Source organism: Paenibacillus sp. Y280 (genome assembly GCF_056786335.1).
Genome location: NZ_JBXCIW010000030.1, coordinates 35,442 through 57,390 on the forward strand (window position 1 = coordinate 35,442; position 21,949 = coordinate 57,390).

Below are 21,949 nucleotides of genomic sequence, written 5' to 3' on the forward strand. Positions count from 1 at the left end.
AGCTCATTATGAAAGGGAATACAAACGGATACCCGGTCAATACCCCTACCTCAGCTGGATTTGCTCTAGTCGGTATATCTGGAATTGGAAAATCCAGCAGTCTGATGCGGATTTTGCAAATGTATCCGCAAGTCATCTTGCACCGCAAATATAAAGAGCAAGATATGCCTGCTCCCTATCAAATTGTATGGTTGAAAATGGATTGTCCGCATGATGGTTCTATTAGAGGGTTATGTTTGAATTTTCTACTGGCGGTTGATAGTTTGGTCGGCACTAGATATTACAAAAAGAATGCGACTAAAACTCCGGATGAGCTGCTCCCAATTATGGCACAGGCTGCTGCGGTTCATTGTCTTGGTGTATTGGTCATTGATGAGATTCAAAACCTGCAAGAAGCAAAAGATGATCGCGCAGCTCAAATGTTGAACTTCTTCGTTCAATTGGTAAATACAATTGGATTGCCGGTCATTCTTGTAGGCACATACAAAGCGCTCCCGGCACTAAATGGTGAATTCCGAAATGCGCGGCGTAACAGCGGTCAAGGGGATGCTACATGGCATCACTTTAAGAAAGATGATGAGTGGGAATGGCTGCTGCAAGGCTTGTGGAAGTATCAGTGGACAGACAAGAAGGTCGATTTAACTCAGGAGTTTGTAGATGTTATGTTCGACGAATCTCAAGGTATTTCTGACGTTGCAATAAAGCTGTTTATGTTGACGCAATGGCGAGCGTTGGACAAGGATATCGAGCATATTACACCGGAACTAATTCGATCTGTTGCAAAGGATCGTCTCATCTTAATTAAGCCTGCTCTGGAGGCATTACGTTCGGGTAAGAAGAAGCAAATTCAGATGTTTGCTGATATTTACGATAGTGTTTCTGTGGATGATTACCTGGATCGGATTGAAGCTGAACAACGGCAAGCTGAAAGATTAGAAGTGATACGTACTGAGCTTGGCTATGATGTCACCGAGCAGACTGTGAATGAAATAAGCGCTTGGCTAATAGATGCAGGCGTTGAACAGTCGGTTGCATTACAGTCTGCAAAAGAGGTTACAAAAGCACATTTGCATGAGTTGGATGTCGTTGATCTTCACAAAGAGGCGCTAAAGCTCGCATTACAGAAGCAGAGGAAAGTAACGAGTGAAGCAGCAGCACAACGTAGTAAACGTATGCCTAAGGTGTTACCGACAGCACCTCATGATTTGCGAGTAATTGTGACCCAAGGGAAAAAGAAGAAGCTATCAGCTTACGATTCACTTAAGGCTGCTGGATATATTAAAAATCCTTTGGAGTTTCTTGGCGAGGTGGTGATTAAATGAACGAATATGGTAGCTTGCCTCTCCCCTATCCGGATGAATTGTTGTATGGCGTAATCACTCGCTATCACCTACGTATGAACAACTCAAGTCCAAAATGGACGCTAAGAGAAGTATATGGTTCGGAAAGTGTTATTCCAACATTGGATCTTCCCAGTCACTTGGATGATGTCACCGAGCGGAGTTCACAAACAGGAATGTCTTCCGATCAGTGGATTGATGAGCATACGCTATATCCGTTCTATGCGCCCTTTCTTCCGATTGAACGCAGCAAACGACTGAAACAACTGATGAAAAGCAAAGATGGTTCAGGTATTCATACGTTAGTTGGTATTACGGCGAGCACGATTGACCGTAGCAATGAATTGAAGTTTTGTCCTGATTGTTATGAATTGGATATTAAACGTTTTGGTGAACCTTACTGGCATCGCATCCATCAGATTGCTGGTGTATTGGTTTGTCCGTTCCACTGTGTTGTATTGCATCTAATAATTTATCCTGTAGCTGAGCGACACGGTTTAACAGTGCTGCCTATTTCCAGATATTTGTTTAAGTCGGAGCCGATTCAGAAGAATTTACCAGACAAACTTTTATTAAAGTTGTTTGACATTGCTCTGGATGTTCAGCGGCTTATAAGCATAGGAAGGCCGCTTGAACTCTATAATCTCCGTGAGTCTTTACTTCATAAATTAAACGAACGAGGTTGTTTGACGCCAGGTAAACACATTCGGCAACGTAAACTTATAGAACAAATCATTGGCTATTACAGTCAGGAATTACTTGAAATGCTGGATTGCATGATGTATGGGGAGGATTATTCATGGCTGGCAGTGGCAGCTAGGAAAGCTCGTAGGGCCGTTCATCCTTTGAGACAACTATTGCTGATACACTTTCTATTTGGATCTTTCTCGATTTTCTTGGGGCAAATGAAGACAGCCTACTCCCCTTTCGGAGAAGGTCCGTGGCCATGTCTCAATAAGACTACGGATCATTACAGAGAATCTATTATTGAAGGTATACGGATTACTCGTTGCACGGTCACAGGTAATCCGGTTGGCACATTTACATGCAGATGTGGTTTTTCATATTCAAGAAGAGGACCGGATCAGTCTATTGAGGATCGCCTGCGCATTGGCCGCATTAAAGCATTTGGTCCTGTTTGGATGAATCAACTAGAGGATTATACGCAAAATGGTTTATCTTATCGTGCTACTGCTAAGAAGCTAGGAGTGGATACGAAAACAGTTATTAAATACATACATTATAAATCGGTAATTCAGAAAGAAAGTCAAGAAGAATCTCCACCATTTCAAAAACATATAAAAGTGAGACAGCGAAGAAAAGAGCTTACCGCAGGTTATGAACGGATAGATTGGGAAAAACGTGATCTCGAACTAAGCTGGGAAATTGAAGTTACTTGTGAAAAGCTGCTTGAAGAAAGGGAAACTAAGCCTGTTCGAATCACAATTGCCTCAATAGGCAAGCGTATTGGAAGACTGTCGTTGCTTGAGAAACATAAAGAGAAGCTTCCTGTCACAATAGGAATCCTGTCGAACTATCTGGAGTCAGTGGAACAATTTCAAATTCGAAGAGTTAAATGGGCTTCGGAACAAATGATAGATGAATTTCCTATCAAACGATGGAAACTTGTAAGGAAAGCTGGTTTAAAGCCGGGATATTCACAAACTGTGTCCGCAGCGCTTGAACGCTATAACGGCTATGGATTGCATACATTGGAAGACATAAATGAGGTGACAGCACAGTGGGTTCAATAGAGTTTCGACCATGGCCATTTCTGGATAATGAAGATGTCGAATTGTTTTGGTTTGGTTCGCCTTACACGGATTATAAGGGAGATTGGAGATTTCGTATTGCTTTTAGAAGAGCTTCCGGTGATCTGAAAATTCTTTCTCGCTCATGGGGAAAGATTCCACTCCTAAGAATAGGTCAGATCTATACAAATGGTAACTTGAATCAGGTTCGCCCGATGAGTGGATCAGCCTATAACTTCACAATACCTTCTCTAGATTCAGGAGTGATTGTAAATTCCTTTAAACTACCAAAGTGTCTTATTGATTTTGGCAAGAATCCTGAGCTTGGTACGCAAAATATCATTCAATATTCTATAAGGGACTTAACATTTTGTATTCCTGTTATGGAGCTTCTTAGAGCAATGTTTATTAATTCAAGACTATTAGCTAATTCTTTACTAGAGCCACATGGCTTGGAACAACTTATTGACAAGTGTGAGTTTGAAAGAAATGTTCTTCACTTTCAATTGGGAAACCGTGTTCCTAATACAATGGCTACGGAAAGCAATGCTCGTCACATGTCATGGATCTATTTGGACTTTAAAATAAAAGCTATGTGGGATTCTGTATATCGAATTTTGTTTAGTCAAGCCGTAAATGGATCGCCTATAAATCCTTCCATTACGTTAAGGAGAGGCATTCCTCTTAGTGTAGAGTTGCCACCGACAGGCCCAATTGAAATGACTATTCGAGGCGAAAAGTTTTTAAATACAATTTTGGTTAAAGAGATTATTGGTTTTGGGGGATTTACACATCCGGCCAATGAAATTGAATTCTGGCATCATTCCAAGAAGCGACAGGAGTCTGTTTTCGGTGAAAAACGGCTAAGGATAACGTCTCGTAGTAAAAATGACGACATTGTTATTAATGATGAAAGTGAAAATGCAAAAGAAGATACCAATCAGGATGTGTTTGAGGCCCCTCCTACCTACATGAAGTTTATTAATTTTCCAGTAGTTAGGACTCGGAAAAAAAGCGTGAGGCCAACGAATACAGGCAACGATGTTATTGTTAACTCTGGTAAAGGTGGCAAATCTTCAGGGGATGCAAAGGAAGTGAGCGTGCAGGATTCAATCGTAGGTGGAGATACGCCGCCCATTGATTTTCAAACGTTAGAGATGGTTCCAGTTTCAGAAGCAATTGGCTTAGAAGACTTCTTTAAGATGATAAGTATGCTAAAGGAGATGACTTCGTATTCTATTCGGATGTCTGTAGTCCGATTACCTCCAGGCAAGCGGTTCTCAATTTGTCCCAATGGAGCTCGACGGACCTGTGCGATTGTTCAGGTTTCGAATGTTGTTAGCACCAAATACATAGTTGAGGTTGCTAGACCAGATGATTGGTCAATTTCGACGCTAATTCTCAATCCATTAAAAGAGTTGTCACTTAAGAAAATAGAAAATGAAATCAAGTATCTCTTGGAAGGGTTGGTACATAGAGGTGGTCACTGGGATCAGGGGTTTTTAAATCAAAGAAACACCATTGGAATTGTGAAGGTTAAGCATTACAGGAATAATACTTTAAAAGATTGGGTGATAAAAATCAATGAAAAGCTATATGGACTAATTATTTAATAAAAAGTATAATTTAGTCCATGGGGTCATTTTGTGCCCAAAAAGCAAGGAAGAGTTGGTGGTATACATGTATGATGTTTATGAAGGATACGTCCAATTGGCGAAAATAGCACTTGAGGGTAATCGAAACGATGTGGCAATGCTTGTTAAAAAGAATATACGTTTCTTTACACAGGCTCATCCTGATATGGCTAATGAACTTAAAAAGATAATCACTAACTCTGTTAGTAGTACAAGATCAATAGGTGATGAAATGAACTCTCCTCTCCCAGTGGATACAGACAGCAGGTTAGAGCTTTTAAGAAGAGATTATGTAGAGTTTGATAATGATCCAACTTGGCCTAAAAAAGTATCCTCTGAGTTGTTAGATATTATCAATGAACGGAAGCATATGAATGAGTTGTCCTTACGAGGATTGGCACCAACTCGAACAGTACTCTTTGTGGGACCTCCGGGTGTAGGGAAAACATTGGCTGCAAAGTGGCTCGCTTATCAGATGGGGCGGCCTCTGCTTACTTTAGATTTAGCAGCTGTAATGAGTAGTTTCTTAGGTAAGACTGGGAACAACATTAAAGCAGTAATTAATTATGCTGAAAAGAATTCCTCGGTTCTTCTGCTAGATGAGCTTGATGCGATTGCGAAACGTCGGAATGATGATTCAGAGGTTGGAGAATTAAAGAGATTAGTAACAGTATTATTACAAGCTGTAGATGAATGGCCAGCAGATGGACTACTTATAGCTGCCACAAATCACCCTGAATTATTAGATCCTGCTGTATGGAGACGTTTCGAGAGGGTTATTCATTTTCCAGCTCCTTCTGCTAATGACATTCTATATACAATCGAATCATTATTATCAAAAGAAGAGGCTTCTGTGCCTAGAGATTTAATTGAGATATTATCACTTGGTCTAGAAGGAGTTTCTTTCTCAGAGGTTGTTCGTCAGATAAATATTGCTCGTAGAGATAGCATAGTTAAACATATTAGTTTAAAACAATCCTTTGAAGAACTTGTAAGTAAATTATGTATAGATATGGATCGTAATAAGAGGATTTCACTTGCTTTGAAATTAGCATCTAGTGGTCTTTCACAAAGAAAAGCATCCGACATAACAGGAATATCTCGAGATACTATTCGAAAACAATTAAAAAATATAGAACAAAAAAATGAGGAGGATGATCAATAAATATGGCTAGAGAAAATAATTTTCTTTTGGGTAATGGTGAGCATTTAACGAATGCGGTGAATGTACCCCATGGAGGTGGTGACAAAGAGCCGCCTTACACTTTTCAAACTGCGCAGCAACGTTTCTCCAAATGGCTTGATGAGGCCAATTCTACGTTTGGAAAATTAAGCGATTCTGCTTGTCCCAATGACGAAGTTACTGCTCTGATAACTATGCATCCACGTTATACTTCTAAAAGTGACTTTCCAATTGTGCTTTTAGATCATGTTGGTCTAAGGGCCGTTGGAGGCCGATCTAAGAAAATTCGGCCTGAAGTATGGGGCATTAAACAACATCCAGAAGAGGCACTTACTGATCAAATCTTTGTAATGGGACGAAGGGATGATCTCTTAGTATGGAGTAAAGAGATAAATAACTGGTCAGAACGTGTGACGGGTGCAAAGCATTTAGCACATATTGAGGAATTTATAGCTCATAGTGGATCAGATAAAATTCAAGTACTCCCAAAAGATCGTGATGAGTATTGTTTAGAAGTAGTTTTTCATGAAACTTCAAGACATACTCTAGACATGTTTGAAAGCTATGCTAAAGAATGCGATGCTACACCTGTATTGGATCGAAGGCGGGAGTCGAAAGGGTTAACATTTCTTCCTGTATATGCCAATAGGGAAAATGTTCAAAAACTAGCTGATTTCTCATATATTCGTGTATTAAGATCAATGCCCGCTCTTAGACCGCTGCAACCAGGTATGTTACGAAATATTCAATCATATCCGATAATTGTAAATGGTGAACCTGGTGTTGATCAGGCTTTAAGAGTTGCGATATTTGATGGTGGGATTCCTGCCAATGTTAATCTTTCACCGTGGGTAAAAAATATTGAACCACCTGGAATAGGAGCACCAGTTCCCGAATTCCAAGAGCATGGATTAGCAGTGACATCAGCTTTTTTATTTGGGCCACTAGAGCCTAATGAAAATGCGCAACGTCCATTATGTAATGTTGATCATGTGAGGGTTTTAGATGAAAGTACGGGAAGTAACGGTGATTTTGAGTGTTATGACGTTTTAGATAGAATTCTCCATACTTTAGATAATGCAGTTGAGCCTTACCATTTTTTGAATTTTAGTGTTGGTCCAGATATTCCAGTTGAAGATGATGAGGTTACAAGTTGGACTGCTAACTTAGATGAACGTCTATCTGGAGGTTATTCGCTTTCGACCGTTGCTGCAGGCAATTCAGGAAGACTAAACGCTCTTAGCGGCCTAAATCGTATTCAGCCTCCTTCCGATGCTGTCAATGTTATGGCAATTGGAGCAAGTGATAGTTTAAGTCCTTTCTCTTGGAAGAGGGTTGATTATAGCTCTATCGGCCCAGGTCGTAGTCCTGGAATTGTGAAGCCAGATGGTATTGTATTTGGTGGAAGTCAACATAGTCCATTTTATGTCTTGGAATCTACTAACCCTTACATAATCAGAGGTACTATGGGAACTAGTTTTGCAGCTCCTTATGGTTTAAGATCAGCTGCAGCAGTTCGAGTTCAATTAGGGAATAAGTTTAATTCCTTAGCTATTCGTGCGTTACTTACTCATAGGGCTGAGTCTGCAAGTCATTCGATTAATGAAGTAGGTTGGGGACGTTTAGAAACAGATTATAATAGACTAATTACGTGTGATGATGATGAAGCGTTAGTGGTATTCCAAGGAGAACTTCCTGTAGGCAGTCATCTAAGAGCACCGGTACCATTACCAACTGGTGATTTAGAAGGTATGATTAGGATTACAGCTACGTTAGTTATATCTCCTGAGGTAGATCCGAGTTATCCCAATGCGTACACTAGAAGTGGGCTAGAGGTTGCTTTTCGTCCTAACTCAACAAAAAGAAAACCTGGAAAAGATGGTAAAGTCCCGTTACATGCGGATACTAAATCATTTTTCAGTGGGAAAAATATTTTTGGCTCTCCTGAATATGTGCTGCGTGACGAAGGTCATAAGTGGGAACCATGTTTAAAGGCTACACAACAATATAGATCAACAACATTAAATGAGCCTTGTTATGATATCTATTATCATAATAGGGGAGAAGGAATGAAACAAAAAGAACCAGAGCCTATAAAGTATGCTTTGGTAATTAGTATCAAGGCGGATAAAGTTGTTGATTTTTATGATAGAGTTGTTAGGACTTATTCGAACGTATTAATTCCTCTTCGTCCTCAGAATCGTATTCAGATTCGAAATTAAGAATTTTTTTAATGTGAGATGCAATATAAGATAGAAATTATTTTAGTTCATTTTAATACATTACAGAACAAAAATACGTGATTAGAACCTTACCTTGCTATGTAAATTATGGGGCATATCAAGGTAACCGTTTAATTATGTAATACTACTGATATAGGAGGTGTTTTTTTGATAACAACGGAAGTCGAAACCGGAACATCAAAGCAAGAAATTATAGAATATACTGAAAAGTTAGGGATATTGGTTTCTGACTACATAGGATTTTCTTTACAGTTTCCTTTAGAAAAGTTTGAAGATGGTACTGAAGAAGAATATACTTTTGGTGCGAGTGTGAAATTTCCAATTAGTATTCCCGGGTTACTAGATGAACTAACAGACGACATACTTTCTAAACTATCTATCGTAATGAACAGATCAGAAGAGAAAATTGCGAACCTCGACTACGACTTATTTCACACATTGCCCTCTGAGGTATCACTCTCGCTAATTTTTGAAGATTACATTACTAATAATGCAACAGAAAAATTTAATAAGATAGAGTTTCTTAATGATTTGAGAGAGATAAGTTCTCGTACGTACGAATCTAACCCTGTGGATATAGGTGTTGTATATTGTCCAGATAATGATGCATTAAAAGATCTGAGGAAAATAAAGGAGGTAGATTTTCTAAAACTAAACAAGTCCCTTACTTTAAAGGAGTTTTTTTTAAACGAGAAACCGTTTTTAAAGTTGATTGATAAAAAATCACTCGCTATTGCAGTAGATCATAACTTTAAGGTATTTGCTATCCTCAGAAAAAAAGAAGGGCAAAAAAGTTTATCTACCATATTTGAAAACTTTTTTAATGAATATGGTTCTAATCATGTTACAAAGAAAGTTGTAACGAGCTTCCTTCAACCACTGGAAGAAAGGGAGCATCTATCTTCAAATGAGCAAGAAATTCATAACTATATAGTAGAATTAGTAAGAAGAAATATTGCTTTTTTTGAAACTAAAAACAATACACCAGTCCCTAAGTTTAAGTATATTGATGTGCAGAACAAGAAAATCAACTTTCATACCGATAATAAGTTTGTTATATCCTATTACAACGGAAATTGGAAGTTAAAGCACTATAATTTGCTTTTTGCAACAATCTTTCAAACTCTATGTTCGACGTATTTTCAACATTTTATGGGTATGGAGAAAGACGAATTTGAAAACTTTATTAAGTCACTATCATCTAGTGTGTCTAAATTTCTAGAATGCATTAAATCATTATCAATAGGCAGCTGCAGTTCTATCTTTGTTATTCTTGAAAATATTGAGCTAAATGAAGGCATTTCTACCTTGCGGGTTAATAAGTTGCTACATAAACCAATATTAAAGCAAGTGAATACGAACAAAAATTTCATAAGAGCCATAAAACGTAATGGCACTCATCTAAATATAAAGGATATTGATTCATATTTATTGGAATCACTATCAACGGTGGATGGTGCGGTTATTCTAGATACAAATTTAAATATCTTGAGCTTTGGAGAGATAATTCAAGTCGCTAAAAGCAAAGACTACCCAGATACCTTTGGGACAGGAACAAGAGCCAGTCGAGCTGCCTCAGAGTTTGGTATTTCAATTAAGGTATCTGAGGATGGGGATATTGTCTTATTTAGGTATGAAGACAAAATATTAACACTCTAAGCTATATCGCTTAAAAGGGAATACAAAAGTTCAGTCTAATACTTTATTTTTCTGAATTAAGTCATTTTGAATTAGTTATTTTTAATTAGTCTAAAACTAATTTCTCAATACCTAACGATTTTCAAACTTAAAAACCGCGTCAAATCAACAACTCCAGTCTAATACTTTATTTGTTTCGTACATCAGTTTGTTGAAAGAAAATAAAGTATTAGACTGAAAAATAAAGTTGTAGACTGAGAAAAAAAAGTCCTAGACTAACGATGCGTCATAAAGCTAACTGGCAGGATAACGCATCACAACATTCTAGGGCTTTGTTTTACAAAAAGCCCAAGCATAGGGAACACTCGGGCTTTTTTGCTTTTTTGTTTAACGCTATGTCACTTTCCGATTTTTCTTTACTAAATATATAATTAGGTACCCGAGGGCAATTATTCCTGTGGCCGCTAGGCAAACTAGTACAGCAATCACGGTTATTGTTCGAGTAACCACGTAAAAAGCTAGCATTCCTGTTAAAAAAGTTAGGACTAAGTTACTAATCATTTTTTTCACTTAAGCACCATCCTACTCAAATAATTTTTTGGTAACTCTCTAGTAAACTCAAAACGAACAGAAATTAACAAAAAAATTGATTTACAAAAATATACAACAATGATATGTTCTTAGTTGATTATACATAACTTTTGGGAGGAATGGTGAAAAAATGAAAAAGTTCGTATCCGCTTTTACGGCAGCAATCATGTTAATGCTTATGGTCACCTCAGCAGTACATGCAGCAAAACCAAGTAAGACACAGGGGGAAACGGAAACTATTATTGAAATCAACGAAGAATTACAGCAAAAAGCAGATCCATATATTGAGTTAAAATCAATGAAATTTACCCTTGCAAAAAATGCTTCAAATACCTTAACTAAAGATGAAATCAATCTCGTGAAAAAAGCCTTAAACAAAGCAAATGATCAAGCGAAGAAAATCCTCCCGAATGATGCTCAAATTAGTATTAGTATCACAGATCATAACAGCATAAAGGTAACCCCTACACAGTCTACTTCTCAAATAACTATCGCATCTATTAACACTTCTGCATATTGGGATTACGAATTGTTGTGGTGGGGATACCGTATTTTCTTATCTCACAATTTTCTTGAAGACGTCAAGAGTCGCCCTATTTATATAGCTGGAACAGCGGCAATTTCTACTGGTCTATTAAATGCCGCTCTTACTCACTTTGGTGCTCCTGGATGGATAGCAAATATTATCATAGGAATTACGCTAATTAAAGGTGGGACTATTCTTTATTCTGACGCTGGTAAAGGTGTTTACATTGATGCATTTTGGGGTAACCCATTATTCCCAACTAGTGCGTTAATAAACTTTTATACATCTAAAGTATACGCTGCTTGGTAATCCACTACAAATTAAAAAGCCCACTTGTTTCAGGAATCCGTTCCTGTACTTGTGGGTTTTCGATAACGATAGCTCAATAAAACATCGGCAGTCTAGGACTTTATTTTCTCGTCTATGGCTGCCGATGTTGTTTCTTTTATTGGGGTCAGTCTAATATTTATTTGGTGAAGTCTGAAGAGATTGTAATTCGAAAATACGCATGGGATCAACACATCCAGTCTAATACTTTATTTTCTGATTTCCTTTATTAATGCACCGTAATCATGAGTCAGTCTAAAACTTATTTTTCAAAAGCTACCGATTTCCCGACTCCAAAACCCCGTGAAATCAACGACTTCAGTCTACAACTTTATTTTCTTCGCACAGTTAGGATCGATACCATTCCAATCAGATTTCGGTACAAGGTATTCCTCGAAGTCCTTATGCTGACGGCTTCCGACAATGGATACGTCCCCGGAACGAACGTAATTCCGCAGCTCTGTCAGGACAGCCATTTCGTAATAATGCCGGTTGATGGTTCCGTCATCGTCGTAAACATGTTTTTGCCAGCGGTTCGAAACGAAGTTCAGCGGTGCGCCTTCCGGAACCTTTCGCTTTCCGGTTTCATTCATGTCCCGGATGATATCGACCGCCTTCATTAGCGGTTCTGCCGACTTGGTTGACCGAAACTCCAACGATTTTAGCAGCGTTGGCGTATATTTCCGGAGCGCATAGAATTTCTTTTCCAGCAAGTCCAAATAGTCGTAATCTACGGGCCGCGCCAGCCGTTTAGCTTCTTCCACGGATGCGACGATCTGATCCCACGGCATAACGGCATCAAGCGCAACAAACGGATCAGTGCCTTCACTTCGGGCCTTAATAAGAGCAGCCCCAAGATCGGCAAAGTGAACAACCTTTTCGTTGATCGATTTACCGTTTTGTTTTTGAAGTTCCTCTTGGGCTTTTCTCCCTTTGGAGAGCAGTATCATAATCTGCCGGTCGTGAATCTCGAATGCCATGTCTGTCAAATCCTGAATCAGCTCTAATAGGTACGCTACTAAAATCGCGTACTTTTTCGGATCATTAAAGCGGCGGAAAGAATGAGGTTCATAACGCGAACCGATTTTAGAAAGCTGCCTTAGCCGGTTCGGATGGATGCCTTTCGTATCTACTTGCAGTTGCAATTCCCTTATGTATTCGAGCTTTTCAATAACCTTCAAAAAAGAATCCGGAGAGCTGGTACCTGGAATTTCCCTTAACCATGCCAAGTAGGTTTTGTTGCTTTCCGGCATGGTGGTTATGACGCGATCCAGCTTAGCAATTTGTAATTCTGTCAGTGAGCTGCTGAGCAGCTTAAATATTTTTTCTTCTGTCCGTTTGCGAGTTTCCCAAACTGCTCTTTCAATCGTGGCCATTGAAGGTAGGATGATTTTACGCTTACGTAAATCTTCGAGTGCAAGCTGAATCAGGTGTAAGGGATTGCCGTTTGCCATTGCATGGCTGAAAAGATGCTTGCACAAAGAACGATACTCGCTCAAGGTAAATGTCTGGTAGCCATACTCTTTCCGGATTTCCTCCAGATGCTCGTATTTCGTAGCTTCCCGTTCGCCGTAAGATGCAAAAGACTCCACATCGGCATTGATTTGCTTTGCAATATAACGAAGAACTTGAACCGGTACTTCCTTTATATCAGAAAGCGTCCAGCCGAGATAACGAAGTACGCACAGCTGCACGGCAAAGCCGAGTCGATTATAATTTCTTCGCCGCTGCTGGATGATTTCAAGGTCATGCTGCGTAAATGTGAAATAGGTGCCCAATTCCCATTCGCCGAGATCAGGCGGTATCTGCTTATATTGCAGCCGTTCCTCCGGAGTCAGCAGTTCCCTTACTCTCGCGTACATCGTTCTCTTCCCCCTATTGCCAAGCTATTTTTTCGACTTCCGCTTGTAGGTCCGCACGGGTTGCTTTGACGTAAATCATCGTTGTGTCCAGACTATCGTGTCCCATAATTTGCGCCAAACGGTGCAATGGGGTGTTTTCTGCCATCACGTACCCGAATCGGTGCCGTAGATCGTGGGCGCTCAATCCTTCGAGCCGCGCCGATTTCATGTATTTTTGAATCACATGGCGTAAAGCTCGTTCTGTTAATCGATCGCCAGTTTTCTCCGATGGAAACAGATAAGGAATGTCTAGAGGGAGTTCTGCCAGATATTTTTCTAAAGCAGCTCTACACGTAGCGTTCAAAGGAACTTCCCGCTGTTTATTCCGTTTTCCGGATCGGATCGTAAGCTGGCCGCTGCGTTTTCCGATTTGAATATCTCCTGGAGCCAGATCGCATACTTCCAATGTTCGTAAGCCGGTGTGAAACATCACGATAAGAACGGTCTGATCCCGAAGGGAACCGCCATGCTCAGCCGCAGCGATCAATGCAGCTTCTTCTTTGTCTGTCATCTGCCTGGGACTTACCTTCTCTTCCGGAACCAATTTAACCGGCTTCGAAGGGTCGCGGCGAATCCTGGATTCTGACACGGCCCACTCGAAAAAAACGTTTCAGGGTTATAAGCCGTCGATTAATGGTCGCTGGTTTCAATTCCATTACTTTTTGTGCGGCTTCCCGATATCTTGTTAATGTTGGAGTAGCCACATCTTCAATTCGAAATATAACCTCTTCCTCTTGGTGGTCGGCTGTCTCAAACCAACCGATAAAATGTTTCAAGTCGCTTGCGTATTCCTTTAGTGTTTTAGGATTCAAATCTTCTTGGGTGGTGAGGGCATGAATGAAGTCCTGAATCGTCTGCTCACCCTGTTCCGAAATCCCGGTCGCCTCTCTCATTAGTAAAGCCTCCAAATCTTGACTTACATTAGCGGGCATCAAGTATAGGCTCTGAAAATACCTAATGACCGCTAATCTAAATTAGCGGTCATTAGAAAAAAGGAGGTTCGTTCCATTGAACAAATTTACTGTTGCAAGTTGGCAAAACAAAAAAGACTAGTGATCAAACGATGAGAAAATTTTAGCAGGCCTTTGAAAAATCAATCCAAAAGCTTGAATAAACTTCTAATGACTTTCTCCGTTCATGGCCGGAATACGGTTGAATCAGCGCGTCATTGAATAAAAGAAAAAGAAAAGGGAGACATTAGTTGATGTTATGCCCTTTGAGTCACAATGTACCGAAATTCGAAAGACTCAAGTCAGTAAACGTATTAGTACCCATTTTGACATTTGAAAATGACGTAATATTGAAAAAAATTCGGAGGTGAACAAACATATGAGAAAGCTACTACTAATCACTTTAGTGATTATTTCGTTAGTTGTAACAGGGCTTGATAATGCAGATGCAGCTCAACTACCTAGACTATCTATTGACACAGACCCAAAGATAGAAGGGTCTTGGGTTAACATTCCACAAGGTTCAGGGGAAATGGTCATTCGTATTACTACTCAATATGCCAATAAGATTAAGATTTATATGGTCCCAACTGGTACGGAACAGTGGATTAACCGAAAGTTACTGTTTGAACAGAGTAGTAACAAAGATTACTGGACATATGTTTGGCACTACTCAGCTGATCAACTAATTCACGATCACTTCGACATTTACGCAGAAGGACCGAGCGGTCAAACTCATAGTATCTTTGGTGTCACACGAAGTACGGAGCATCATCCTAAGTAAATAACATAAACCTAAAATGAACCATACTTCGCCGTTCACTTCAATGTACTGAAGCTGAGCGGCGTTTTTTTTCGATTGTGCTCGAAGGTGTACGAAGTTATGAAACCGTAACCGAGCCAGAAGGCTCACAAAGTTAATTTTAAATTGTAATAAAAACGAGTTGAATTCATATGACTGATTCAGGATGATTCAGCATAGGAATTTCACTGAGCAACACTTGTATATCCTTTTCTATTCTCTCTAGTATCTCAACAATCCGTTCGAACTCTTGAAATAGCCGCCCCAAATCCTGTTTTGCTTCATCGAGGGCAGTCGTTTCGCCTACACTACGTTTAGCTTGAGCGATGAGCTGCGCAGCTTTCTGCATGCCAGTGGAGCCGCCGGCTCGCTTCATATGCTCTCTCCATCCTGTAATCACCTCTGATACGGACAGTGACGCTAGGTCTTGCGGAGAAGGGAATTCTTTCAGAGTAGCCAATGACCGTATGCAGGTCCAGTCTTTAAAAACTGAGAAATACTCAGGGAAGCGAATGTCTAACCAGCGGATGATTCGATTCTGCAGCCGTACACTATTCGTCACCCAAAATTCCCGGTCACTCATAATCGTCTTCAACCTTTGAAAAACGATAGCCTGTCGCGAGTATTCATAGTAGTAGCCTCGGCTGACCACGTCAGCGATGACAAGCGCATCCTTCGGATCACTCTTGGAGGGAGAATTATCCCGGTTCTCCTTATTTCGTTTAGTAGTGGCCGGATTCACCATGACAACGTGCTTGCCCTTGTCGGCAAGCCAATTCGCCAGGTTATACCCGTAGTGTCCTGTCGGCTCCATGCCGATTATGAGTCCCTTTAAGCGGTGTTTCTCTTGTATTCCATCGATCCATTGTTCTAATTTTTCGAATCCTTCAATTGTATTTGAGAATGTAAGATGTCGCTTACTAAGTATAATGCCGCGAAAATTAGTTGCTTGTGCTACATGAGCTTCCTTCGCGATATCTATTCCTACAACAAGGTGAGATGTGGTAATTCGTTCAATACGTTGATTTTGTCCGTCTGATTGCTTAAACTTCATAGTAAGAGCGCCTCCTTGATGGTGTTGAGTTATAAACTCTTCGACAAACCCATCATACCGAGGCGCTCCTTTTTTGACAAAGGCCATTTCTTAGGCCCTACAGGAATGTTTAGCGTAACGTACTTCGAACCGATTATTTAGATAAACACTGTAGTAATAAGCTATTAAATGCGACCTGATCGTCTTTATAATCACTAGTATATTTGTTCATCATTCGAATACCAACCGCATTATGTTGAGGTAGGACTACGCAGTGACATCCTGCCGCACCTGTAGCATAGTACCAGTCTTTTTGATGATACCACCCTAGTATTCGCTTGGATTGATGCTTTGCTTTTAATTCCTCTGTGAGGCTAAACAAACTATTGGAGATAATCTGATTTCCACTTATGCTTCCTTTATTCAGATGCAAATATCCCCAAGTGGCCAAATCCCTCGTACTCGAATACAGATTCCGTTCATGACCGTCAGATGATTCTAGCCTAACAAGCGCGAAGGTGTCTGAGGAAGTATAATCGCCTACTAAACTTCGATGTGGAATGCTAGCCCATTCCGTTCCCTTCATTATCAACTTATTAAATGCTTTTTCGTGGAGGTACTCGGAAATAACTTTCCCAGTCAATGCTCTTACCACAAAGCCTTGTACACCTTCCCGTTCGATCCGTTGTTCGCTAAAATACTTAGGTCCAGTTGCCGTTGCAAGATCACTCAACGTTAAGTGTCCTAACTCACTCTCTCCTAATTCATTGATTATCTCATGAACATAAGTGGTGAATGGAATGCTTTTTTCCAAGGCAGCCATCGCCATTGCTAAGCAAACATAAGTTTTTCTTGTTGAATAAATATTAAATAGAGAATGCTCCGATATACGGGAACGGCTCCCTTTTTGTGATGATGAAATCCATGATACTGTTCCAATACAATACGGTCATTGTGTATGACCATTACCGATGCCGCAGATGCTCCAAAGTTCTTTTTCGCCTCTTGTACATAGGCAGTAAGCGGTTCAAACTTTTCATTATCAGATTGAACAGGAAATTCCCTCAAGATATCACCCTCTCTTATAGTCACAGAGAATATATGTTCGGCAAAAGTTGAGGGAATCCTTTCCAAAAACAGATCATCTGCATGGATATTTTGGGAGCTTTGCATGATCCCGTTTTCATGATTCAGCTGCTTAACTACCCTGCCCGTTAGCTTAACGGCGTTTCAGTAAATAACTTATCTTATGTATCGAAAAAACCAGACCCTCAAAGGACTGGTTGGGGTCACTTCACGAAACGGAAAAAATCGAACGTTAGCGGCGGTCCTGTCAGATTGAATTCTAAGAGGTTGTGAAGAAAACGTCAGAGTTATATGAGGGCCAGCTCATAGTAGGCAACGTAGTGAAAATCATCGAAATTGTTACTTTGTTGACGGGATATCTTAACTCTGTAAACAAAGTATTCAACGAAGTGGTGTCTAATTGGGAGGATGATCTGTTCTTCGAGAAGTTTTTTTGTTCTAAAGCGAAGCTTAGGGCGCGGTGCAAGGTGATTGCAGACGGAAGAAGAGCTGCTCCATAAGGAACAGTTCTTACCATGCCGGACATGCTCAAAAGCTTAGCGTATATTTTCGTCAATTATCTTAACTGATAACTACGCAAGGCTTCCTTCAATGTAGAAGCTTGAAGCTATGAGCTGAAGAATGGTGAACCGATGATTTTCCGCGCAAGAGTTGGCCAGTATTGTCGGCTTATGATAACATAATAGATATTGGAAAAGAAGGGAGAATAGGGTTTAATATGTTGAGAGTACTGAGAATAATTAATATATGGGCATTTTGGTTCTCCTTGATGTGTTGGGGAATGTTCTTTTTATTATTTCAACACGATTTTGCTCTACTAATTGAAAATAAATGGACTGAGCCTTTTAATATTCTATTAGTGTTGTCAATAGTAAGCTGTATTCTTGGGGCACTCGGAGTGTCAGGTATTAAAGGCTGGCTATCAGCTTTGAGAGCGATAGCAGCACTGGTTTTATCTATAGCAATATTACTTATTACCGCATATATTTTATTTATAGATAGTTTATAGGTAGGCTGCTCGAATAAAAAAAAGCTGAACCTCCGGTTCAGCTTTTTTTCATATAAACCTTAGCCTTTATTTCTATTTTTTCATTTTTGCAGATATCGCATTTACTCTTTGTTCAATTTCTTTTTTCTCTGTAACAGATAAAGAATTGAATATTGGTGAATCCTTAGTTATTCCTCTTGCTGATGGTGATTCTGCTGCGTTAGATTGTGATTGTGTATTAGAGAGTATAGTAGCTTGTGTACTGGGTAGCATTTTCCAATCCCACAGGTTCATACCTGTTTTTATCCATGCCTGATCATTTGGATCATCGAAATAAGTTGCCCACCATTTGATTTGAGCAGTGTCATCCATAATTTGGGCGGCACCAGCAGCCGTTTCTAAAAGGATCCTTGGAAACCCTGCGGCTCTGCCTACATATCCATAATGCATATTACCAATGTTTTCTCCTGTAGTATTCCAACCATTATAGATATAAGCGGTTGTTGTCCCAAGTGTTCGTTTATAATCCCACGGTCCACCTGATTCTACTTGATCTACCCATATTTCGGCAGTTACTAACGGATACGTATCATTTTGTTCATCTTGTAACGCAACGTATAACATAAAACTGAAGTTAGACTGAATAGTAGACACAGATTATACTAGATTCAACAACTTGAACGAGGGAGACTGTGTCTGTGAAGAAGATCGAGCATGATGAAACATACAAGAAGCAAACAGTTCAATATATCAAGGAGAGTGGAAAGCCTGTCGCTGAGGTCGGACGTGAGTTAAAGATTAACGCCAATACCTTGTATGGCTGGGTGAAACGGTATGGCGGGGAGCCGGAAATCGTTGCTGTGCAAGCGGTGAAGTCGGAAGATCAACGGCTAAAAGAATACCAAAAGCAGATTCGTGAACTGCAAGAAGAGAACGAAATTCTAAAAAAGACTATGCACTTCTTTGCGAAAGACCGTCGGTAAAGTATACGTTCATCCATGAACACCGCTCCGAGTACCGACTGGAGAAGATGTGCCTCGTACTGCAAGTTTCTCGTAGCGGCTATTATAAGTGGTTAGGGCGCCCTGAGAGTGAACGTGAGCGTCAACATAAGGAATGGACTGAGCAGGTAAAGGAAGTGTATGACCAATCCAGGAAGCTTTACGGTAGTCCTGAGGTGACCGAACGACTGCATCAAAAGGGCATCACAGTCTCTCAGCGTACGGTCACACGTATCATGAAAGCCAATGGTATCCGATCTAAAACCGTAAAGAAATACAAAGCGACGACGAACTCCAAACACACCCTACCCGTGCAAGAGAACGTGCTGAATCGGGAATTTACCGCAAGCAAGCCGAATGAGAAATGGGTTACAGATATTACCTACATTCATACGGCAGAGGGCTGGCTCTATTTGGCGAGCGTAATGGACTTGTACTCACGTAAAATCGTAGGCTGGCATATGAATGAGCGGATGACCAAAGAGCTTGTCCTTCAGGCTTTAAAGCAAGCTCATGGACGTCAGCATCCGGATCAAGGTCTGATTCACCATTCGGATCGCGGTAGCCAATACGCCTCCTTAGACTACCAGAAACAACTCCAGATTTACGAGATGGTTGGTAGCATGAGCCGGAAAGGAAACTGTTATGACAACGCCTGCATTGAGTCATTTCATAGTGTACTGAAAAAGGAACTGATTTACCTTAATAAGTACGAAACCCGAGAAGAAGCGAAGAAAAGCATCTTTGAATACATTGAGGTATTTTACAACAATGAACGCATTCATTCTTCGATCGGGTATCAAACGCCATCAGATTTCGAACGTATGTACCTGAATCGAGTGGCGCAAGAAAAATATCTGTGTCTACTATCTTGACAGAAGTCCAACCCAGATCCGCCACCAAATAATCGACTTTCAGCCCTTCGATCTTCTTCATCAGTTCAACGAGCGGCAACATCACTTTAACGTCTGCCGTATCGTTGGGAACAAGACGATCGGGCCTTTCGGGCTGGGACAGACGATGGAGTGCTTACGGAAACCTATGAAAAACTTGTTCTGGTCTTTTGTTCGCTGTACGCCGCAGGTGGCATCCGGGTCGGAGTAAGTCTTCTCACAAGCACACTTGCCTTGGTCCAGGCAATCGCAGCTTTTGTGCTTGTATCCGTTGACATTGGCCCAAATCGGTCTGGAATCGATGCCCGTAAGCGTCGGTAGCAGAAAGTCTGTCAGTTTTCAATGCTTGGGCAATGGGATCGAAAAGAATGAATTAAAAAATTGCCTTACCAGCTCCCGAAACGAGGAAATTTCCGGTCGGGTGAAGTATAGATAATGCATCCGAGAGCATATTCTGGAGTCAATTGGAGGACGACCGCCATCCTTGTACAGCGGAGCAATCTTCTCAAGCACAATAGAGTCATCGACATGATCGATCAGTTCCGTTCCGCGTGTGTTATAGTAATGGTAGGGCAGCAGTTCAAGCTGCAAGTCCATGAAAATGCACCTCGCGTATGGTTAAATTGGTTGTAGGAGTACTTCCATTTTACCATTTTTTCGCTAAGGTGCATTTTTGCTTTTATACCCGTATAAGGTACTTATTGAACAGCCTCTTTAAGACCAACTAAAACTTTCTTAACGTTGTTAAAAAGACGCTACCCCTTATTGAGCATAAAATTCAATCTGTAATACTATCTAACTTCTTTACCCATTCACTATCATTCCAAATATCGGGGTTGTTAATCGTTAGATTTTTTCCGCGAACCATGAAATCATAACCATCTTTTGTACCCGTATACCAATCAACAATGACTAACTTGCCGTTTACATTACGTACAAGAAACTCAGTAACTTCTCCACGACTACCCACAGTCATATTAACTTGCACAGGTAATTTTAAATAAAGAAAACCTCCATCCACATCATCCGTATACTCCACTTCCCAAGCGCCAATCTTAATATTTTGCACCTTATCATCAAATGGGGCATACACATCATATTGAGATTGAATTTTCTTTTGCGTATACTGTTTAAGGTTTTTGTTATCTATAAATGTATCCAATTCAATATCCGTGCCGTTCCAGATCGCTTTATAATAGTCAGTCAGCGCTCTCACACACATTTCATAAGCCGTTTCAGAATCCTGAATAGATAGTTCCCCTTCATTTTCAGCTAAGTATCCGGGGGAATCTTGTAATACATTCAGTTCAGTGCTGGGCGTAATTTCATTGTTTATAGCACTATCTTCGCTGCTATCTTCCGAGACTACCGGTGCACATGAACTCAGAGTAAATAAGACTAATAACAGATAAGCAAATTTCATTACATTCCCCCTAATTCTATATGAATAGATATTTTGATGCTACGATTACTGTTAAAAATATATTAACACAATCGCAAGGCATTGTTGAAATCTTGCTTCCACCCATTTCCGTATTTTCATAACCGGTCAGAAAGCAAAGAAGCAATTCGACATAAAGTTGAACTTCCCATAGTACACAAAATAAGCCGGAATTCCTTAGTGTAAGGAATTTCCAGCTAGCGTACGTTTATCACTATTAATATTATTGAAGTTTGCTTAACTCAATTTTTCCTGTAAAAATAAATAAACTGATTTTATTTCCATTTTTTTCGAAGACATATTTTGCGCCTAATCGGTCTACTTCTTTCCAATCTCGTATCTGAATCTCAGTTCGATAACTTTCAGGTAAGCCGTCCTCTTCGGTTACACTCGTAAGTGTGTACTGTGCTGATGTCTTGTTGGAACTAATTAATTTCGCTTCTTTAGGGATTGGGAAGTCCTCGGCGATTTCGGATGATTGAAAGGAATTATTTACATTTGAACAGTAAGCGTCAAATAGCCCCCACCTTGTCATCAGATGAGAGCTAAGATAAGCTGGATTAAGATTTAAACACGTGGCAAGTCAGCGGTAGCGATGTTGACCAAGGCAACAGCTTGTCT

General features: G+C 40.2%; 17 protein-coding genes and 2 pseudogenes. 11 read left to right on the forward strand and 8 right to left on the reverse strand.

Annotated elements, in window-relative coordinates; translation table 11 throughout:
• Nucleotides 1-8 precede the first annotated feature (8 nt).
• The 7 genes from AC1TPC_RS24605 (at nt 9) to AC1TPC_RS24635 (ending at nt 11,215) form a co-directional block, all read left to right on the forward strand.
• Entirely contained in the window at nt 9-1,322 is a 1,314-nt protein-coding gene (locus tag AC1TPC_RS24605; protein WP_482069379.1) for an ATP-binding protein, read from the forward strand.
• Nucleotides 1,319-3,094: a TnsD family Tn7-like transposition protein gene (locus AC1TPC_RS24610; RefSeq protein WP_482069380.1), complete on the forward strand. Its 1,776-nt coding sequence runs from the start codon at nt 1,319-1,321 to the stop codon at nt 3,092-3,094. The genes AC1TPC_RS24605 and AC1TPC_RS24610 overlap by 4 nt, the downstream gene beginning before the upstream one ends.
• Nucleotides 3,082-4,704, forward strand: a complete 1,623-nt coding sequence (locus AC1TPC_RS24615; protein ID WP_482069381.1) for a Tn7-like element transposition protein TnsE — start codon at nt 3,082-3,084, stop codon at nt 4,702-4,704. The genes AC1TPC_RS24610 and AC1TPC_RS24615 overlap by 13 nt, the downstream gene beginning before the upstream one ends.
• A 97-nt stretch (nt 4,705-4,801) precedes the next feature.
• Entirely contained in the window at nt 4,802-5,890 is a 1,089-nt protein-coding gene (locus AC1TPC_RS24620) for an AAA family ATPase (RefSeq protein ID WP_482069382.1), read from the forward strand.
• A 2-nt stretch (nt 5,891-5,892) separates the two neighbouring features.
• The gene (locus AC1TPC_RS24625) at nt 5,893-8,130 is read left to right on the forward strand and encodes a S8 family peptidase (RefSeq protein WP_482069383.1); all 2,238 of its coding nucleotides are present in this window, start codon (nt 5,893-5,895) and stop codon (nt 8,128-8,130) included.
• A gap of 168 nt (nt 8,131-8,298) precedes the next feature.
• Nucleotides 8,299-9,810 (forward strand): hypothetical protein, encoded by a 1,512-nt coding sequence (locus tag AC1TPC_RS24630; RefSeq protein ID WP_482069384.1) that lies wholly within the window; start codon nt 8,299-8,301, stop codon nt 9,808-9,810.
• A gap of 700 nt (nt 9,811-10,510) precedes the next feature.
• Nucleotides 10,511-11,215 carry a hypothetical protein gene (locus AC1TPC_RS24635; RefSeq protein ID WP_482069385.1) on the forward strand — a complete coding sequence of 235 codons (705 nt, stop codon included), beginning with the start codon at nt 10,511-10,513 and terminating at the stop codon, nt 11,213-11,215.
• 356 nt (nt 11,216-11,571) lie between these two features.
• Here the strand turns inward: AC1TPC_RS24635 and AC1TPC_RS24640 are convergent.
• Both AC1TPC_RS24640 and AC1TPC_RS24645 read right to left on the reverse strand, forming a co-directional pair.
• A pseudogene (locus AC1TPC_RS24640) lies at nt 11,572-13,095 on the reverse strand (DUF4158 domain-containing protein); the annotation flags it as partial.
• Between the two features lie 13 nt (nt 13,096-13,108).
• A pseudogene (locus AC1TPC_RS24645) lies at nt 13,109-14,027 on the reverse strand (tyrosine-type recombinase/integrase).
• Nucleotides 14,028-14,463: 436 nt separating this feature from the next.
• Here AC1TPC_RS24645 and AC1TPC_RS24650 point away from each other — a divergent pair.
• Nucleotides 14,464-14,868, forward strand: a complete 405-nt coding sequence (locus AC1TPC_RS24650) for a hypothetical protein (RefSeq protein ID WP_482069386.1) — start codon at nt 14,464-14,466, stop codon at nt 14,866-14,868.
• A 166-nt stretch (nt 14,869-15,034) separates the two neighbouring features.
• Here AC1TPC_RS24650 and AC1TPC_RS24655 read toward each other — a convergent pair whose 3' ends face one another.
• The 3 genes from AC1TPC_RS24655 to AC1TPC_RS24665 form a co-directional block, all read right to left on the reverse strand.
• Nucleotides 15,035-15,940 (reverse strand): IS110 family transposase, encoded by a 906-nt coding sequence (locus tag AC1TPC_RS24655; RefSeq protein WP_482069387.1) that lies wholly within the window; start codon nt 15,938-15,940, stop codon nt 15,035-15,037.
• A gap of 133 nt (nt 15,941-16,073) precedes the next feature.
• On the reverse strand, nt 16,074-16,733 hold the full coding sequence (locus AC1TPC_RS24660) for a serine hydrolase domain-containing protein (RefSeq protein WP_482069388.1): 660 nt from the start codon (nt 16,731-16,733) through the stop codon (nt 16,074-16,076).
• 17 nt (nt 16,734-16,750) lie between these two features.
• Complete coding sequence (locus AC1TPC_RS24665; RefSeq protein WP_482069389.1) at nt 16,751-17,092, reverse strand: hypothetical protein; 342 nt, start codon at nt 17,090-17,092, stop codon at nt 16,751-16,753.
• A gap of 182 nt (nt 17,093-17,274) precedes the next feature.
• Here AC1TPC_RS24665 and AC1TPC_RS24670 point away from each other — a divergent pair, with 182 nt between their 5' ends.
• Nucleotides 17,275-17,505, forward strand: coding sequence for a hypothetical protein (locus tag AC1TPC_RS24670; protein ID WP_482069390.1), 231 nt, complete (start codon nt 17,275-17,277; stop codon nt 17,503-17,505).
• 161 nt (nt 17,506-17,666) lie between these two features.
• Nucleotides 17,667-18,014, forward strand: coding sequence for a hypothetical protein (locus tag AC1TPC_RS24675; RefSeq protein WP_482069391.1), 348 nt, complete (start codon nt 17,667-17,669; stop codon nt 18,012-18,014).
• Between the two features lie 72 nt (nt 18,015-18,086).
• Here the strand turns inward: AC1TPC_RS24675 and AC1TPC_RS24680 are convergent, their stop codons facing one another.
• On the reverse strand, nt 18,087-18,647 hold the full coding sequence (locus AC1TPC_RS24680) for a polymorphic toxin type 44 domain-containing protein (protein ID WP_482069392.1): 561 nt from the start codon (nt 18,645-18,647) through the stop codon (nt 18,087-18,089).
• Between the two features lie 44 nt (nt 18,648-18,691).
• On the opposite strand from AC1TPC_RS24680, the gene AC1TPC_RS24685 reads away from it, so the two are divergent.
• Nucleotides 18,692-19,869 (forward strand): IS3 family transposase gene (locus AC1TPC_RS24685; RefSeq protein ID WP_482069393.1). Its coding sequence is split into 2 segments (ribosomal slippage): nt 18,692-18,947 and nt 18,947-19,869, totalling 1,179 coding nucleotides; the frame shifts between segments, so codons are not numbered across the junction.
• 357 nt (nt 19,870-20,226) lie between these two features.
• On the opposite strand, the gene AC1TPC_RS24690 is transcribed toward AC1TPC_RS24685, so the two are convergent.
• Together AC1TPC_RS24690 and AC1TPC_RS24695 are read right to left on the reverse strand one after the other, a co-directional pair.
• On the reverse strand, nt 20,227-20,484 hold the full coding sequence (locus tag AC1TPC_RS24690) for a hypothetical protein (RefSeq protein ID WP_482069394.1): 258 nt from the start codon (nt 20,482-20,484) through the stop codon (nt 20,227-20,229).
• 181 nt (nt 20,485-20,665) lie between these two features.
• Nucleotides 20,666-21,310 carry a hypothetical protein gene (locus AC1TPC_RS24695; RefSeq protein ID WP_482069395.1) on the reverse strand — a complete coding sequence of 215 codons (645 nt, stop codon included), beginning with the start codon at nt 21,308-21,310 and terminating at the stop codon, nt 20,666-20,668.
• Nucleotides 21,311-21,949: the final 639 nt, after the last annotated feature.

What these genes read in the sequence shown, in the direction of transcription:
- AC1TPC_RS24605 (WP_482069379.1), top strand. Translation starts at nt 9, where the DNA reads ATGAAAGGGAATACAAACGGATACCCGGTCAATACCCCTACCTCAGCT.
- AC1TPC_RS24610 (WP_482069380.1), top strand. Translation starts at nt 1,319, where the DNA reads ATGAACGAATATGGTAGCTTGCCTCTCCCCTATCCGGATGAATTGTTG.
- AC1TPC_RS24625 (WP_482069383.1), top strand. Translation starts at nt 5,893, where the DNA reads ATGGCTAGAGAAAATAATTTTCTTTTGGGTAATGGTGAGCATTTAACG.
- AC1TPC_RS24635 (WP_482069385.1), top strand. Translation starts at nt 10,511, where the DNA reads ATGAAAAAGTTCGTATCCGCTTTTACGGCAGCAATCATGTTAATGCTT.
- AC1TPC_RS24650 (WP_482069386.1), top strand. Translation starts at nt 14,464, where the DNA reads ATGAGAAAGCTACTACTAATCACTTTAGTGATTATTTCGTTAGTTGTA.
- AC1TPC_RS24655 (WP_482069387.1), bottom strand. Translation starts at nt 15,940, where the DNA reads ATGAAGTTTAAGCAATCAGACGGACAAAATCAACGTATTGAACGAATT.
- AC1TPC_RS24665 (WP_482069389.1), bottom strand. Translation starts at nt 17,092, where the DNA reads ATGCAAAGCTCCCAAAATATCCATGCAGATGATCTGTTTTTGGAAAGG.
- AC1TPC_RS24690 (WP_482069394.1), bottom strand. Translation starts at nt 20,484, where the DNA reads ATGGACTTGCAGCTTGAACTGCTGCCCTACCATTACTATAACACACGC.
- AC1TPC_RS24695 (WP_482069395.1), bottom strand. Translation starts at nt 21,310, where the DNA reads ATGAAATTTGCTTATCTGTTATTAGTCTTATTTACTCTGAGTTCATGT.